This window comes from Psychrobacter sp. AOP22-C1-C5 (genome assembly GCF_052378885.1).
Taxonomy (GTDB): domain Bacteria; phylum Pseudomonadota; class Gammaproteobacteria; order Pseudomonadales; family Moraxellaceae; genus Psychrobacter.
On the sequence record NZ_JBQSYC010000004.1, the window covers coordinates 14,722 to 30,798 of the forward strand.

Here is a 16,077-nt window from a genome sequence, read left to right on the forward strand (position 1 = left end):
TTCCCAAACATCTATTGTCAATAACTTCCTAATCATTTGTTTGTCACCTCCAGTCTGATTAATTTTGATAAACAATAATTGGTTTATGTTACTATTCTATCTTTTAAGTTACAGCTTGTAATTAAGGGTATGTAATGCCGTCAGACATATTTATTGACGTACCTGTTTCCCATGAATTTAAGCTGACCTTAATTTAGTAATATTTAGGATTGATAAGTTAAATAATATAACTTTCAATCTTTTATTTGATGGGATAGGTGATATTGATGGATTGGTTAAAAGTAGCGCAGTTTTCGCAAGGCTATTATGTTTTTCCTGCAATAATTTTCATCTTTATTGCTTACATCAGTTTGCGGTTTTTCCTAAACTATTTAAGTCCTGCTAAGGAATTAAACAATAAAATATCACAATTAGCTGATGATTTAGACAAGCTTAATGACAACTCTAATCTTGATAAAGATTCATTAGACGTAAAGTTTGATGGCAACCCTTCTTTGAAGCAAGCTTGGATAAGTTATAAAAAAACCTTCCATGATACTTATGAAACAGTGGATGGCGAAGCTAAGGTAGCTTATTCACGGGCAACAGTACCAAGCGAGGTGTTTTTCACGGAATCCATTGTTGTTGATATACCGTTAAAGGTGGATTTTTATAAGCATCTGCCAGGCATTATTACTGGTGTCGGTATTATCGTGACATTTCTTGGTCTGCTAATTGGGTTGTTAGCGTTCGACCCTGCTGGCAATCCTGACAAGGTTCAAGACAGTTTGGCGTTATTGCTAACAGGTGTCGCAGAAGCATTTATGGCCTCTGGCTTAGCTATTGCAGCTGCCATGGTCATTACTTGGCGTGAAAAATCATGGCTTAGACAGTGCTACGCACAATTACAACGGTTGAATACAGCCATTGATAACGCCTTTACTGCTGATGAAAGTGGTGAGGAATATCTAGCCAAGCTACTGAAGTCATCCCAAGCCAATGAAGTCAATGCCAGACAGCTTAAAGACAGCTTAGTTAATGACTTAAAAGCCATGATGACTAACTTGGTCGAAGAAAATAAAAGAAATCAAACTGCCTTTGCTGCTCAGTTAAGTGACTCTTATGCTCAAACAAGCCAGTCGATGGCAACTCAAATTGGCGATTCGATTAAAGATAGTCTTCAAAAGCCTTTAGATAAAATCGCCTCAAGCGTGCAGCAAGTTAGTGGTGATCAAGGTTCAGCCGTACAAGAACTTATGACTGATGTACTAGCCGCGTTTATGAGTAAGCTAGAAACGACGTTTGGCGGTCAAATGTCTGGTATGAGCGAGATGATGACTCAATCTGTGACAGCCATGCGTGAGATGCAGTCAGGATTTTCTCAGCTAATCACAGATATGCAAACTAACAGTGAAGTTTCGACCAAAACGTTAGAGACACAAATGGCAAAAATGATGGATGATATTCATCAAAAGCAAAATGAGATGTCTACCCAAATGAACGAAATGGTAGAAAATCTATCTGCAGGTTCGGCCAAAATTGGCGATCAAGGACTGCATGCTGTTGAGCAGCTAAATAGCAAAGTATCAGAAATGGTGTCGGGTTTAGGTACTTCAATGTCAGGCCTGCTATCAAATGTGGCAGAGCAACGTATCGATCAGGATCGCCAAATATTAGACAATCAACAAAAATTGCATGAGCAGTCATCTGTATTGATTGATAACTTAGGTAGTGAAATTAAAGAGCTGATTGTTCATAGCCAACATGCAGTTCAAAGTCATAAAGAAAGTATCCAAAAACTGTTTCAAGTGACCACCGATAGTATTACTGGTATGAATACTGGCGCAGACAAGATGCGCTTAGCCTCTGAGCAGTTTACGACAGCTGGTAGCTCACTAGTCACAGTGACCGGTAAAACCTCAGAACTTATTGCAGAGGTGAATACCACTTCGACCAACATGACCAGTGCAAGTAGTAATCTCATTGAGTTGATACGAGATTATAAGAACTCTCAAAACAGCGTTAATATTGCCATTGAAACACTAGAGAATCTTATTCAGCAGTCAAAGTCTGAAGCTGGCATGAGTAGTAAAATGCTTAATGATATGCAGAATATGACCACAGCTTTAGACAAAGTGAAGATGGAAATGCAAGAGTATCTATCAGAAGTGAGTGATGTTTTGGTGAAGAGCTTTGATAGTTTCGGCACCTCCGTTGAAAGCAGTCTAAATCATTCGCTAGTGTCTTTTGATAATACACTTGACCAAGCTGTCAAACGTCTGGCAACTGGTGTTGAAGGTTTAGGTGATGTGGTAGAAAACCTTGAAGACCTTACGCAAAAAACCAGACGCTAATTCGGGAGTGTATCGCTAATGATTGGTAATAGGTACGCGAAGAAGCATCGTTCAAAAGATGAGGGTGAAAAACCTTTTTGGATTTCATTTGCTGACTTGATGACAGCGCTAATGACGCTGTTTTTGGTAGTGATGGCAGTATCATTAATGGTCGTCACTAAGAAAATTAATGAAGCCACACAAGCAGAGAAAGAACGCAGTTCAGAGATTTTAGATATCTGTACTAATATTAAAGATGACCCTACTTTAAAGAATCAGTTGATCACCGTAGACTGTAAAGAGAACCGTATAAATTTTGGTGAAGCGGGTCGGTTTGGGTACAACGACTACCGATTGAATGCAGAGGGTATAAAAGCGCTAAGTGCTTTGGTGCCCGTTGTCTTAGAAGCTGCTAATAGTGAGAATGGTAAAAAATGGTTTAAGCAGATCGTGATTGAAGGGTTTACAGATACAGATGGATCGTATTTATATAACCTAAATTTAAGCTTGCGTCGTTCGGAGTGGGTGATGTGTAGTTTATTGGATCCCACATTTAATCAAGATTTGGATTTAACTGACACGCAAAAAAATCAAATCAAACAGCTGTTTCTAGCGGGCGGTGTGTCATTTAATGCCGCAAAAAATAGTAAAGAAGCCTCGCGCCGTGTAGAGCTACGGATGCAGTTTTATGGTTTAAAAGAAAAAGACAGTGCTGAGGCGCAGCCGATTTTTGTTTCTGCCCCTATTGAAACCTGTCAGCTGGCAAGGTGAATGTGATGAGTATCGCTATATTAAAGCAGAGGCTGAATCGGAGTGTCGATAATTTTTCTGAAGCCGACCAAGTACATAATAAATTTGCCAAACCGACCAAATTAATGAAGACATTAGCACTCATTGAACGTAAGTTTGATGATATGGAAAATACACAGCCTATCGAAGAAAAGATTGCCAACTCGATTTTAAAGTTAGAAGAGCATGGCAAAGACTATTTGACAAAACGTGACTGGAAGAACCTAGCTTGGTCACTCAGTAAAAAGCTTTTAAATTATGAGGATAAAATCCTTTTTACCTTTATAGGTGGCCAGCTTATTGAGCAGTTTAGCAAAATGGGGCCTGAGTCACTAAAGCCTGTTTATTTCCCGCTGCTGTACGGTTATTTTGCAGTAGAACAAGATGAAATAAACAAACGGCCCAATAACTGGATTCAGCTCAGAAATATCTTAAATAACAATCGCTCTACGTTATTTCAGGCCACGCTTAAGCCTAAAAAATGGCTTATCACGTTAACAGATCATCCTGAAGTACTCTCACTAGATCCTTCAAAACGATTCATTCGTGATTTTTTACAGAATAGCGATGACAGCAGAGTTAGCAATCAGTTAGAAAGCTTGAGCATTGCACCAAATAGCTGGTTTTGGGACAGTTTGATTAACACATCTATCAAGTCTGTTAAGACCATGAAAGAAGAGGATTACTTTAAAGTGATTCCACGTTTTTTACTGCTATTAGAAAGAAATCCAATCTATACCACCGCTATTTTAACAGCTTTACTTGAGCGCTATGCTGCTACCTCAAAGCGTGCGGTAGTAAACGAAAACTTAAAGAATGTCTGTTTGAAGCAATGGGGTAACCCACAATACGACTCATCAGTCGGCTGGCGAAATGTCGGTTCAGATACTAGAAAAATGGTGGTGCAGTGGTTTGTCAGAGCCGACTTAGAAGCTTTCTTCAAATTATTTAGCCATACAGCCGATGTTGATCGCTTTGATTACTGGATTAAGTTTATTGATAAAATCTCGTTCTCTCAGATATTTTTAGGCCCAGCCGCTGTGCAATCTAGACATGCTGAGCATAGAAAGTTCAGGGAACTAAACCGTGGCAGATTAAAAAATCTTACGAGTTCTACTCCTAGTAATAATGCTTTTTTACTAAAAATTGATAACGTCCATATTGTTGATTTTTCAGATACTGGAAATGCTTGCTATGGATATAGTGATTTACCTTTTAATCTTAGTAAGCAAAACATAACGGTTTTTGAGCTAAAGAGTAAGCCTCATTCCATTTTCAAAGGTGAGTATGGTCAAGGTATGGGTTTGAGTCATTCAGGGAACTGGGAAGCGAGATTTGATGAAAAACTCGCTGAGTTGGGTGTTTTTTCCAGCCAAGCCAGTAGTCCAAAATACAAAAAACGTTATTAAAGAGCTGATATGAAACTAGCGTTCTGGAAAAGAAAGAAAACCGTTGAGCCTGCTTCTGCAGAAGATACAGTAGCAAGTATCATATCTTTACAGCTGCAATACGATGATATTGGCTTAAAGCACTGCTATACAGCTGTGGCTAAAACAGATGCAGATTTCTATTGGGAGAGTTTGGCTGATGAGGAGGTCGCCTATCAGTCGGATGATAACTATATCTTACCATGGGAAGAGCTTTTTCAGATCCAACAAGACTCTGAGCATGATGGTGTTATTGATCTGCTCAACCTGCCATCCTCAAATGATTTATACCCGATTATTCGTAGTGAAAATGGTATCAGTGATTCGGATTTTCAAATTATTTTGGATGGCTGGTGTGATAACAACAAGGTTAAATTCAAAGGCTCCGTCAAGCGTACAGGGGCAATCATTAGTCTTGCCGGTAAAGAGCATCTGTTGAGTGAGGCGACTTGGAAGCTATTAGAGAAAATTAAAGAATTCTCTCGTGTCACGGATAAAAACAAATTATTAAACCAAAAGTATTGGGCGCAAATACGCAGTTTAGCGAATAAAAGTGAAGCGAACTTAGATGAGTTTCTACGTAAAACCATTGTACTTGCCCCAGAGGAGCTGCAACTTAATCTCCGTAAAAACTTAGTGAGTACTGAGTCAGTGGTAGAGGTGCAGCCTGACTTTAAAGACTCGCCTTCAAATTGGCTACAAACTTTTGATAAATATAATGACGTTCAAAACGAGTATACAATCAGCTTACCAGAAGGTGGTTTGGCACACGTCATCATCGATCCGCAAGTTAAAAGTGTACTCAATGAAATTAAGAAGATGCCAAATCGTCGGATAGCTGGTGAGCGTGCACAAACCTTTTTGCATAATCCTTTTGCGCAGTTAGGTGAAGATGCCGTAGAGGTTATCTCTTCAGAGGGTTTTGAGCAATCCAAAGAAGAAGCAGAAATCTATGGCTACCGTTTGCTAATAGATAAAACTTATGATGAATTATCACATTTTAGTTCCGCTCAATTAATATTGCATGAAAACTCGAGTCGAGAGCAAGAGCCAATTATAAGACATTTGGTGAATTTAGAGCAGACCCAGCATTTTATTACAGCTTATGAAAAACCATCACCCATTTTTGTGTGGGCAGGTGACAGTATAGATAGAACCAACTACTTAGATAACCAAATAGAAGCGCTGAAAAGCGATCTAGAAAAAATTCAACAGTATGATGACGAGTTACAAGCTAGGACTGTACTAGATTTAAGCAATTACAGCGATCGAGTGATTGGTATTGGTGAAGCTGAAAAACTGAGCTCTGAAGCCATCCAAAAAGATAGCGGCGAATCCGAATGGTTACCACAGAACCTTATTGATGAATCAGCCAACTTATCCCAATTCACTTCCGCAAATACTGATGCCAGCACTGAACTGCTTGAGCAACGTATCCAGCATGCAGAGGCAGAAGGGAAGGAATTCGTTCTACACCCAGACAGCAATGTATCTATTGCCTTAGAAGATGCAAAAAACTTACTTAATGAGCTTCGTGAGTCAAAAGATAAGAGTTCATCTGAAAACGATGTAGAGCAAGAACAGGCAGATATTGAGGAAAAAAAGAAAAAGTCCACCTTATTGATTGCCAATAATATCGATGAGGCTGACTTTACTAAGAAGCGAGCTGAAATTCTGAATTTTGATGAGAGTAATCGACCTCCGGCCAGATTACCATCAAGTTTTAGAAGCCAAGAATTTAGTCTAAAAAAGCATCAAGAATATGGTATCGCTTGGCTACAAAACCTATATCAGTATGCACCAATCCAAGTCAGCGGTTGCTTGCTAGCAGATGATATGGGATTAGGGAAAACATTGCAGTTACTTTGTTTTATCGGTGAGTATTTAGAAACTGCAGAATCTAAAAAACCTGCACTGGTCGTAGCGCCAGTTTCTTTACTCGAAAACTGGGAATCTGAGATAAATAGGTTTTTTAGCGCAAAATTTGGCAAAGTCTTAAATTTATATGGCGATGACTTAAAGCAGCGAAAAATACCGAAGCACTTAATATCCTCTCAATTAAGAAATGATTACGGAATAACGAATTTGCTTGAAGAGGATTGGTTAGGTGATGCAAATATTGTACTGACGACTTATGAAACCATGCGAGACCTTGAGTTCTCTTTAGGAAGGGTGAATTGGAGTGTCATGATATGTGATGAAGCACAAAAAATAAAAGTGCCCACTGCAATGGTGACTAAAGCCGCTAAAGCCCAAAAAGCAGATTTTAAGATTGCTTGTACAGGTACGCCTGTAGAAAACTCACTGGTTGACCTATGGTGTTTATTTGATTTTATACAAGAAAATCTACTGGGTTCGCTTAGTGAGTTTAACAAAGAGTATCGTCGTCCTATTGAAAAGAAAGACGATGAAGATAGCGCGATAATAGATGAGCTTCGTCAATTGATTGAGCCACAAGTATTAAGACGTATGAAGCATGATGTCGCTGAGCTACCAGCAAAACACGAAGTTAATGATTGTAAAAATATTGAAATGTCAACGCTGCAACGCACACTCTATAAACAAGTATCAAATGATTGTAGAAGTTTGTCTGAACAAGGACATAAGGGTGTTATGTTAACCGCATTACATAGTATGCGAATGATTTGCGCTCACCCTCTAAAGTTGCAAGAGCAAGCAACTATCAAAGATTCACCTAAAGCTGAGTGGTTAATAGACACTTTAGAGACCATAAAACAAAAACATGAGAAGGTGATTATTTTCACTGAGTTTAGAGATATTCAATTATTTTTAAAACGCCTTCTCCTTGAGCGATATGGATTAAGCGTTACTACAGTGAATGGAGATTCAAATACCAATAGCAGAAAAGGCTTAACCCGGCAGGGCATTATTGATCAGTTCCAAGAAGTGAATGGTTTTAATGTAATTATCTTATCCACGGTTGCAGTTGGCTTTGGTGTGAATATCCAAAAAGCGAATCATGTGATCCACTATACACGTAGTTGGAACCCAGCCAAGGAAGATCAGGCAACTGATAGAGCCTACCGAATTGGGCAGGATAAAGAAGTTTACGTGTACTACCCATCTATTGCAGCAACTGATTTTGAGACGTTTGAGATTAAACTGGATAAGCTACTATCAAGTAAGCGTAGCCTTGCTGATGATATGTTGAAGCCAAACGTAGAGCTCACTCAAGAACTGATTCAGTCGATTATTGAGTAAGACTTTTATCAAAGGGTGGGGTTATATTTAATCCTTATCTACTACTGCCGTTAATTATTAGTGACATAAATAAAGGTATGATGCCCTAACGATCTAGCAGAAATTTCATAGCAGTAGAAAGTTTCATAAGTTGACTACAATGAGCTTAAGCATAGCTAGCTTTGCTCTATCTGCTTATTTTAGAAATATTTTTTAATGTGATAATCCTTGAGGTTAACAAGGTTATTAGTAGCTATCTAATAAATATGCATGGAGAAAAATCTTGTTTTTCATTTATACAATTATTTTTGCAGTTATTGCTTATCTTTTTATAAAGAATGTCGCTTACCCGTATGCTGTAGATCGTTATTTCAAGAGTGAAGAGTTTCTTGCCATAAAAGAAAGTATCTCTCAGCATGTACAAGACTGTAATGACTTAAATCAACATATCCAAAACCTAAAGCTTTCATATGCTGATATAGAATCCTTCGACTATGGTAAAGGAAATTTGTCTGACACCAGTAGATATAACATGAAAAGAAAAAACTGGTCTGAAAGCACAAACAACCGATGGACGCATCCATGCTCTCTATCTATTGTGAAAAACGCTAACGATCAGCCATTCAAGTATCTATGTAAGTACTTTAACATCAAACCGACTGAAGAAACTTTAGAGAAGTTTGAGAATGCATTAAATGATTTTTCTGCTGCCGAACAAGGTAAGGTTTTGTTGGTGCAGGAAAGAGATGCTACGATAGCCAGTGTAATGGAATCCATACCGGCATTTGTAATGCGCTCTAGTGAAGAAAGAATAAAGCAAGAATTAGGCTTTATGCTTGTCAACTTATCTCAGTTGTATTTTCCTGTTTATACCTTTCAGTATGTTTCAGCTGGTGGTAACAGCTCATCAAGGTTTGATTTCAGATTAGACTTAGACCAGCTAGAACGATTTATCGGTTACTTAGCTGAATTGGTGAAGTTTGAGAATAGTGTGGCAGGTCAACGGGCATTAATGACAGCCAAGTTGAGAGAAAGAATTAAAGTACGAGATAACTTTACTTGTAAAATATGCTCTCTTTCCACTTCGGATGAAAAAAATCTTTTACTTGAGATTGATCATATTATTCCTTTATCAAAAGGTGGTAAATCAATAGAAGATAACTTACAAGTACTGTGTTGGCGTTGTAATCGCTCTAAAGGATCAAAAACAGATCATGTTCCAAGCTTAACGCATGACCAATTGGTTAATAATATACCAAAACCAGAAATTGCGGCACGTCCTGCTATGCCACCAACACTGCCACAAAATATGCCTGTCTCTATCGCTGAGTCATTTAATGAAAAATCTCGGGCAGTTACACCAAAGTCGTCAATAAGCATGGTTCGTCCAAATACAAATACGCCGCCACCTATTCCTCATTCGCATTCATTAAAAGCTATACCTGATATAACTACGTCAGCCAGTACTGCGCCACCACCTACAAACGATGTTTTCTTGACTTGCTTCCCTGATCCAGTTGTAGCAGAAGCTGCACAAGCAATACCAAGTAACCCTACAAACATAACCAATGCTCAAAAAAATGCGGTTAGAACTGCTCACAGCTATCTTGAAAGCTCGGGTTTTTCGCGTGATGGTCTGATTGAACAATTAGAGTATGATGGTTATACAGGCAGTGATGCGACCATAGCAGTAGATAGTTTAGATATGAACTGGATTAAGCAGGCTAAGAAAACAGCGAAGTCTTATCTTCAAGATTCGGGTTTCTCGCGTAATGGTCTGATTGAGCAACTAGAGTATGACGGTTATACAGGCAGTGACGCGACCACAGCAGTAGATAGTTTGGATATGAATTGGATTAAGCAAGCTAAGAAAACAGCAAAGTCTTATCTTCAAGATTCAGGTTTTTCGCGTGACGGTCTGATCGATCAACTAGAGTATGACGGTTATACGAGCAGTGATGCGACCACAGCAGTAGATAGCCTAAACTTGAGTCAATCGAAGAGTGACAAGCCTAAGCAGAGCCAAACAGAAACGGTGGAGTTTACACCTAAGAATTCAGACGATCTGACAAATCCTCAAAAGAATGCTGTTAGGTCAGCAAAAGACTGGATAGAATACTCTGCTTATTCACGTAATAATCTTATCGAAACGCTCTCTCAAAGTGATGGATATACTATTAAGGATGCTACTTTTGCGGTAGACAGTTTGGATATTAACTGGGCAAAGCAAGCTAAGAAGGCAGCAAAAGACTGGATAGAATATTCTGCTTATTCACGTAAAAATCTTATTGAAACACTCTCTCAAAGTGATGGATATACTATTGATGATGCGACTGCAGCAGTAGATGGTTTGAATATTGATTGGAACGAGCAGGCACTGAGGTCAGCAAAAGATTGGCTTGAATACTCTGGCTACTCACGCAAAAATCTTATCGAAACACTTTCTCAAAGTGATGGTTACAGTCAAAGCCAAGCAACTTATGCAGCAGAAAAGGCTGGTGTTTGAGTCCACTTAAACATAGGTCTTATAAATACACTAAATAAAAGAAGTAAAATAATTATTAAAAGGTAGCTAATTAAAGTAGCGACTCTACTCAACTTAATTTTAAAAAAATGAGTAAAAATGTTGAGGGTTGTGTAGGTTCATCAAATTTACAATATCTTTAAGAGAAGGTATTTGATATATAGAAAAGCCAGACAACCTAAGTTGTCTGGCTTTTTCGATGGTTCATACTCATTTATTTTCTTTATCTGTCCGCCATAAAGCATGCTCACATATTGCGCATAACCAACTATCTTTTGTGCGCATATAACGAATATCAGCAGGTACTTCAATTGGACAAGCATAACCGCAGTACTCACATATAACATCGTCCAAGTAAGCATAACACTGAGCGACTGTCTCAAAGAATACTTGAGGACTTACCTCATACTTCTCACAAAGCGTCTTCACATGTTTAATAAAGCCGCTTTTATTATCGTATGCCCAGTAATCCTCACATATCTTGATATCATATGGACTCTGCGTCATATTGGGTTGAAGTTTGACACTCATCATACTCTCCTCAATAGCTGCCATAATCAGAGTGCGGTAATAGCTCGTAGAGCTCGCTTTGAAGCTGACTGCTCATATCTTTTATAAAGTACCCATCTTGAGCATCTAAGCGCTTCTGTACCCATATACGCATCGCCATGTCATTGTTAAAGCACCGCTTCACTCCTAAGAAGCGTGCTAGGTTATGACCAGATGAAATATATAACTCACGCATCAATGCATTAGCAATAAGGTTTGCATCTGTACTGATTGCACCATCAGGTTTAAACTCACCAAACAGCTCCTCATAATTGATGATTTTCATTGTGACGTCTCCTTGTCAGTTTGTGCATTCGTGATTAGTGTTTCAGCTCCAGAGCTATTCGATGCGCCTGTTAACTTCTCCTTACTCGCAAGTAGTAAGTTATCCATCGCTGAGCCATCTTGACGGGTAATATCAGGCACATAGCGGCTATACACCCTAAACAGCATCTCCGTACTGCTATGACCCATCTGCCTAGCAATCCACTCAGGATTTTCACCAGCAGCTAACCAAAGCGTCGCTGCCGTGTGCCGAGTTTGATAAGCACGCCTATGTTTCAGACCGAGGAGGGCAAGGGTGGGCTTCCATACCCGCCTATTCACATTACGGTACTCCATTGGATTGCCCTGTGAGTTGCAGAATACGAACTCTGACTTACCATAGGTGCGAGCCTTCTGCTCTAACAAGGCATCGTATACCAGCTGTGATATCGCAATATCACGTTGTGAGCCTAACGTCTTCGTTGGACCCATCTCACCGTTTACTAATGCGCCTCTGATACTGATCTCACGGCGATCAAAATTAATGCAGTCCCATTTCAGCCCATCAATCTCACTGGTACGCATTCCTGTAAAGAAGCGAATGGTGTAATAGGGCCTATAATCAGTACGGACATTCTTTAAAATCAGCCATACCTCAGAAAGTGTAAAAGGATTCACATCAGGACGAGCTTGCTTAAGATTCTTAATATTTTTATAAGGCATCTCAAACTCATGGCGATCAGATGCTTCTTCTAGTATCATACGAAGAAGTATCATGATCTGGTTGATCCGTGCTACTGACAGATTTGACTGACCATCTTTACCGTAACGAACTTTGGCGAGGGAGCTACGGAAGGTCAGCAAGTCTGGTTTTTTTATCGCATGTACTGCTTTACCACCAAACTCAGGTAATAAATACTTATTCAAAATAATCTTTATTTTTTGCCGATAGCTCGGTCGCCATTCAATCTTCCTCTCCTCAAAAAATGTTTCCGAAAACTCCTTAAAGGTCGGATTACGACTGATACAAGCTTCGGCTCTATCAGCCAATGCCGTCATCTCCTGGGCTCGTTCACTCTTTGGGAAGTAAGCAGCATAGTCAAAGATGCCTAAAGTTATTTCTGCTTCCATTTTTTTCATGACTTGCGCTAATTTTTTACGATTAGCTAGGTTGTCTTCTAAACTGGTCTTTTCTCGACAGCGCTTACCTAAGTAGCGGAAGTCAACGACCAGCTTACCAAACCGTCCTCGCATAGTAGCCATAGTAAATCTCCTTATTTTTTTATTGAAGTGCCATACCGTTGATAGCGCTCATAACCGGCTTGCACATGTCTTCCTCGATACGCTCCCATACGTACAAAATCTTACGACCACCAAAAGGGCGTATGTAGTGAATGTTTTCAATCAAAACGGTATCTTTCATTTGATTGCGGATAGTACGTGCGTCGTACTTGATGCGTTCGGCTAACTCATCAGTTGTTAAATAAGTATTACTCATGGTGTTTACCTCTTTTCAGTTATTAAGTCATTGCATTAAGTGATAGAATAAAAATTATTTTATCAACCTGTAAAAATGCATCTTGAAGGAATCAGTTATAATTTACCCGCTTAAAGGTAATTAGTAACCGATTTGTGTAATATATTACCTTTTTACTGCAATGTAAAGCATTTTTACCCGAAAAGAGGTAATTTTTATGATCGTGTCTAAACTTCCTGTTATTTTGGCAGAGAAAAAATTGCGTGTAGCAGATGTTGTAAGAGCAACAGGTATGAGTAAATCAACACTTCATAAGCTATACAATGAAGAGTCATCAAGAATTGACTTCAATACCATCGACCAGTTATGTGAGTTTTTAGATGTGCAGGTGGGTGACTTATTTATTTATAAGCCAAATAATAAAGATGATGAAGAGTCTTGAGGATCTACAAAATTGAAAAAGATGCGCAGAGGAATAAGTGGTAGAGCCTTATATATGACGTTTCAAGGCCTAAAATTAAGGTTGGGGTTATTTTTAAAACTTAATTTTTCATGATTTGGTCACGTTTTGGTCACGCTATGAGCTCAATATACAAAAGCAGTAAAAAAGGAAAAGCGATGTTAAAAAAATATTTCTTAGCATCACTTTTTATAAATATAAGAATAATAAGTTGGGGTCAATTACGAAATCAGTGTTTATAGCGTGGGCACGAAATGGTCACGTTTTGGTCACGGTGCTGATTTTTGAGCTTTTAATATATTAGATAAACTTAGCAATTAGAGTGAATAGCTAATACTGGAAAACTCTGTAGCCCTTAAAAATCGGACAAAAAAAAGCCTCACTGTTAAGTGAGGCTTTTTAAATATTTGGAGCGGGAAAAGAGATTCGAACTCTCGACCCCAACCTTGGCAAGGTTATGCTCTACCACTGAGCTATTCCCGCTAAATCATCATTTAAGTAACATCAGATGATGAAGGCGTATTATACGCAGTTTTTTTGGCGTGTCAACACTCATGACGAAAAAAAGTAAAGTTAGTAAAACAGGCGTGTTATCTAGCACCAAATGTATGTTATAACGGTTTATTATAATATGTATTCCAAAAGCTTTGTATTACATAAATAGGCTGGAGTGCTTTTTATAATTAACCTCAATTATCAATACTTATAGTGATAAGTCACAAGGATAAAAAAATGAATCAACAATATACCATCGCTGATTATTTATTTGATCGTATTGCTGAAGCAGGTGCCACCGAGATATTTGGTGTGCCTGGTGATTTTAATTTAACATTTTTAGACAATATCCTCGCCTCTGATAAACTGCGCTGGGTGGGTAACACCAATGAGCTAAATGCTGGTTACGCAGCTGATGGCTACGCACGCGAGCGCGGGTTTGCAGCGATGGTGACGACTTTTGGAGTAGGAGAGCTGTCCGCCATCAATGCCACAGCTGGCTCTTTTGCTGAGTATGCGCCAGTGCTTCATGTCGTGGGTGCACCCAATACCGCTGCGCAAGAGTCAAAGCGCCGTATTCATCACACCCTAGGTGATGGTATATTCAATCATTTTATCAAAATGGTAGAGCCAGTGACGGTAGCGCGCGCGCAGATCACGCCCGAAAATGCGGCGTCAGAGATTGACCGTGTGATTCGCTTGGTACTCAAAAAGCACCGTCCTGGTTATTTGCTACTATCGCCCGATGTGGCGCGCCAGCCTATTTATCCGCCAACGACCAAGCTAAACGACAGCGAAGAGGACATCACTAGCCAAGCAGCATTGGCAGATTTCAAAAAAGCTTTAACCGCGTTTTTGCCAAACAAAACCACGACGCTCATGGCAGATCTGATGGTGCATCGCTTAGGACTACAAAATCAGCTAAAAGCTCTGATTGCCGATACCAATATCCCTTACACAACCCTGTCATGGGGTAAGACGCTGCTCGATGAAAACAGCGAGCTTTGGGCTGGGACATATGCTGGCGTGGCGTCCCGTCCCGTCGTCAAAGACGCCGTAGAAAACTGCGAGTGTTTGATAAAAATTGGTGTGCAATATACCGATACTACTACCGCCGGATTTAGCCAAGATATCAACGAAGACGTGGTGGTAGATTTGCATTATGAGCGCGCATCAGTCAGTGGTCAGAACTTTGCGCCAATTGCTCTAAAAGATGCCTTACAAGCTCTGCATGAAGTCATGACCTCAGGTATTGAGATTGTACCTAAGCAATTTTGTAGAGAAATGAAGCCGCACGAGCAAAACGGCAAAGACGATGAGCCTATCCGTCAAGACGATCTTTGGCATATAATCGCTGACCATTTAGATCATAATAACTTAGTGTTTTCTGATCAAGGTACGGCGTATTTTGGCATCAGCGATGTGCGTCTACCAGAAGGCGTCACCTCCTACGGTCAGCCTATGTGGGGATCGATTGGTTATACGTTACCTGCCAGCTTGGGCGGCGCTATTGCCTCGCCAAACAAGCGCAGTGTGTTACTGATTGGTGATGGTTCAGCGTTATTGACCGTGCAAGAAATCGCTGTGATGATAAAAGAGCGTATCAATCCAGTTATTGTGCTCGTCAATAATGATGGCTATACCGTTGAGCGCGCGATTCATGGTGAAAACCAATACTACAACGATATCCCTAAATGTAATTGGCAGGTAATACCGCAAGCATTTGGCGCCACAGAAGAAAACAGCTTGATGTTAAAGGTAGAAACCGCTGGTGAGTTGAAATCTGCGCTCGAAAAAGCAGCAGAAACTACAGATAAGTTAGTGATGATAGAGGTGATTGCGGATAAGCATGATATTCCACCGCTACTGGCTGATATCAGCGCCGCGCTAAAACCAAAAACCGACTAAAATAAGAATAGGTACTAGGTTTGAATCACGGCAAGAAAAACCCCATTCAGTTTCACGACTAAATGGGGTTTTTTTAAATAATTTTGCAATGGGGCATAACTAAACAGATATGCCCCTTATGTCAGTTTGCATACTTTAGTATCATGGTAAGTTGGACTATATTTAGCCTCTAGCACTTAACAGGAGATACTCCACCATGATTTGGCTAAAAATGCTTATTGGTGCTTTGATGGTATTGGCAATTCAACTATTGGCGCAAACGCGATTTTTCTATTTAGCAGCGCTCGCTCCACTTTTCCCCACTTTTGCTTTGATCAGTCACTTTATTGTCGGTACTGAGCGTAGTCCGGCTGATTTAAGAGTCGCACTGATATTTAGCATACTTGGCGTCATACCGCACCTTGTTTATACCCTTGTTGTATTTATTGGTATTAGCTATGTCAGTCTATATAAAGCCTTGATGCTAGGGGTAGTCGCTTGGATCATAGCCGCCGCCATTTTAGTAATGACATGGCAATATATTCAGGCTTAACTATTGTCAACGTTGAGTCATGATTAAGCCATGGGGTATCGATAAAGCAAAATCATATTTTATAAGCCTGATAAAGGAGTAAATTAGTCTTTCTAAAATCAATGTTTCTTATATCAAATCATGTACAGATAATTTCTTT

12 protein-coding genes and 1 tRNA gene are annotated in these 16,077 nt (G+C 39.5%); 8 read left to right on the forward strand and 5 right to left on the reverse strand.

Annotated elements, in window-relative coordinates:
* Nucleotides 1-266: 266 nt before the first annotated feature.
* From zorA to ACT3TH_RS07010, 5 genes are all read left to right on the forward strand, one after another.
* Nucleotides 267-2,333 (forward strand): anti-phage ZorAB system protein ZorA, encoded by a 2,067-nt coding sequence (gene zorA / locus ACT3TH_RS06990; protein WP_444755136.1) that lies wholly within the window; start codon nucleotides 267-269, stop codon nucleotides 2,331-2,333.
* An 18-nt stretch (nucleotides 2,334-2,351) separates the two neighbouring features.
* Entirely contained in the window at nucleotides 2,352-3,083 is a 732-nt protein-coding gene (zorB1, locus tag ACT3TH_RS06995; protein WP_444755137.1) for a type I Zorya anti-phage system protein ZorB1, read from the forward strand.
* 5 nt (nucleotides 3,084-3,088) lie between these two features.
* A complete protein-coding gene (locus ACT3TH_RS07000) occupies nucleotides 3,089-4,510 on the forward strand; it encodes an EH signature domain-containing protein (protein ID WP_444755138.1) in 1,422 nt (473 codons plus the stop codon).
* A gap of 9 nt (nucleotides 4,511-4,519) precedes the next feature.
* Nucleotides 4,520-7,750, forward strand: a complete 3,231-nt coding sequence (locus tag ACT3TH_RS07005) for a DEAD/DEAH box helicase (RefSeq protein WP_444755139.1) — start codon at nucleotides 4,520-4,522, stop codon at nucleotides 7,748-7,750.
* Between the two features lie 262 nt (nucleotides 7,751-8,012).
* Nucleotides 8,013-10,235 (forward strand): Ltp family lipoprotein, encoded by a 2,223-nt coding sequence (locus ACT3TH_RS07010; protein WP_444755140.1) that lies wholly within the window; start codon nucleotides 8,013-8,015, stop codon nucleotides 10,233-10,235.
* A gap of 228 nt (nucleotides 10,236-10,463) precedes the next feature.
* Here ACT3TH_RS07010 and ACT3TH_RS07015 read toward each other — a convergent pair whose 3' ends face one another.
* The 4 genes from ACT3TH_RS07015 to ACT3TH_RS07030 are packed head-to-tail and all read right to left on the reverse strand — an operon-like array spanning nucleotide 10,464 to nucleotide 12,564.
* Nucleotides 10,464-10,784, reverse strand: coding sequence for a hypothetical protein (locus ACT3TH_RS07015; RefSeq protein WP_444755141.1), 321 nt, complete (start codon nucleotides 10,782-10,784; stop codon nucleotides 10,464-10,466).
* Between the two features lie 10 nt (nucleotides 10,785-10,794).
* Nucleotides 10,795-11,088, reverse strand: coding sequence for a hypothetical protein (locus ACT3TH_RS07020; protein WP_062844820.1), 294 nt, complete (start codon nucleotides 11,086-11,088; stop codon nucleotides 10,795-10,797).
* Nucleotides 11,085-12,329 carry a tyrosine-type recombinase/integrase gene (locus ACT3TH_RS07025; RefSeq protein WP_444755142.1) on the reverse strand — a complete coding sequence of 415 codons (1,245 nt, stop codon included), beginning with the start codon at nucleotides 12,327-12,329 and terminating at the stop codon, nucleotides 11,085-11,087. Before ACT3TH_RS07025 ends, ACT3TH_RS07020 begins: the two co-directional genes overlap by 4 nt.
* Before the next feature lie 19 nt (nucleotides 12,330-12,348).
* Entirely contained in the window at nucleotides 12,349-12,564 is a 216-nt protein-coding gene (locus tag ACT3TH_RS07030) for a hypothetical protein (RefSeq protein WP_011513303.1), read from the reverse strand.
* Between the two features lie 196 nt (nucleotides 12,565-12,760).
* On the opposite strand from ACT3TH_RS07030, the gene ACT3TH_RS07035 reads away from it, so the two are divergent.
* Complete coding sequence (locus tag ACT3TH_RS07035; protein WP_062844818.1) at nucleotides 12,761-12,985, forward strand: helix-turn-helix domain-containing protein; 225 nt, start codon at nucleotides 12,761-12,763, stop codon at nucleotides 12,983-12,985.
* Between the two features lie 426 nt (nucleotides 12,986-13,411).
* On the opposite strand, the gene ACT3TH_RS07040 is transcribed toward ACT3TH_RS07035, so the two are convergent.
* Nucleotides 13,412-13,486, reverse strand: a tRNA-Gly gene (locus ACT3TH_RS07040).
* Between the two features lie 249 nt (nucleotides 13,487-13,735).
* Here ACT3TH_RS07040 and ACT3TH_RS07045 point away from each other — a divergent pair.
* A complete protein-coding gene (locus ACT3TH_RS07045) occupies nucleotides 13,736-15,406 on the forward strand; it encodes an alpha-keto acid decarboxylase family protein (protein ID WP_444755143.1) in 1,671 nt (556 codons plus the stop codon).
* 196 nt (nucleotides 15,407-15,602) lie between these two features.
* A complete protein-coding gene (locus ACT3TH_RS07050; RefSeq protein ID WP_444755144.1) occupies nucleotides 15,603-15,938 on the forward strand; it encodes a GlpM family protein in 336 nt (111 codons plus the stop codon).
* The last annotated feature ends 139 nt before the right edge of the window (nucleotides 15,939-16,077 follow it).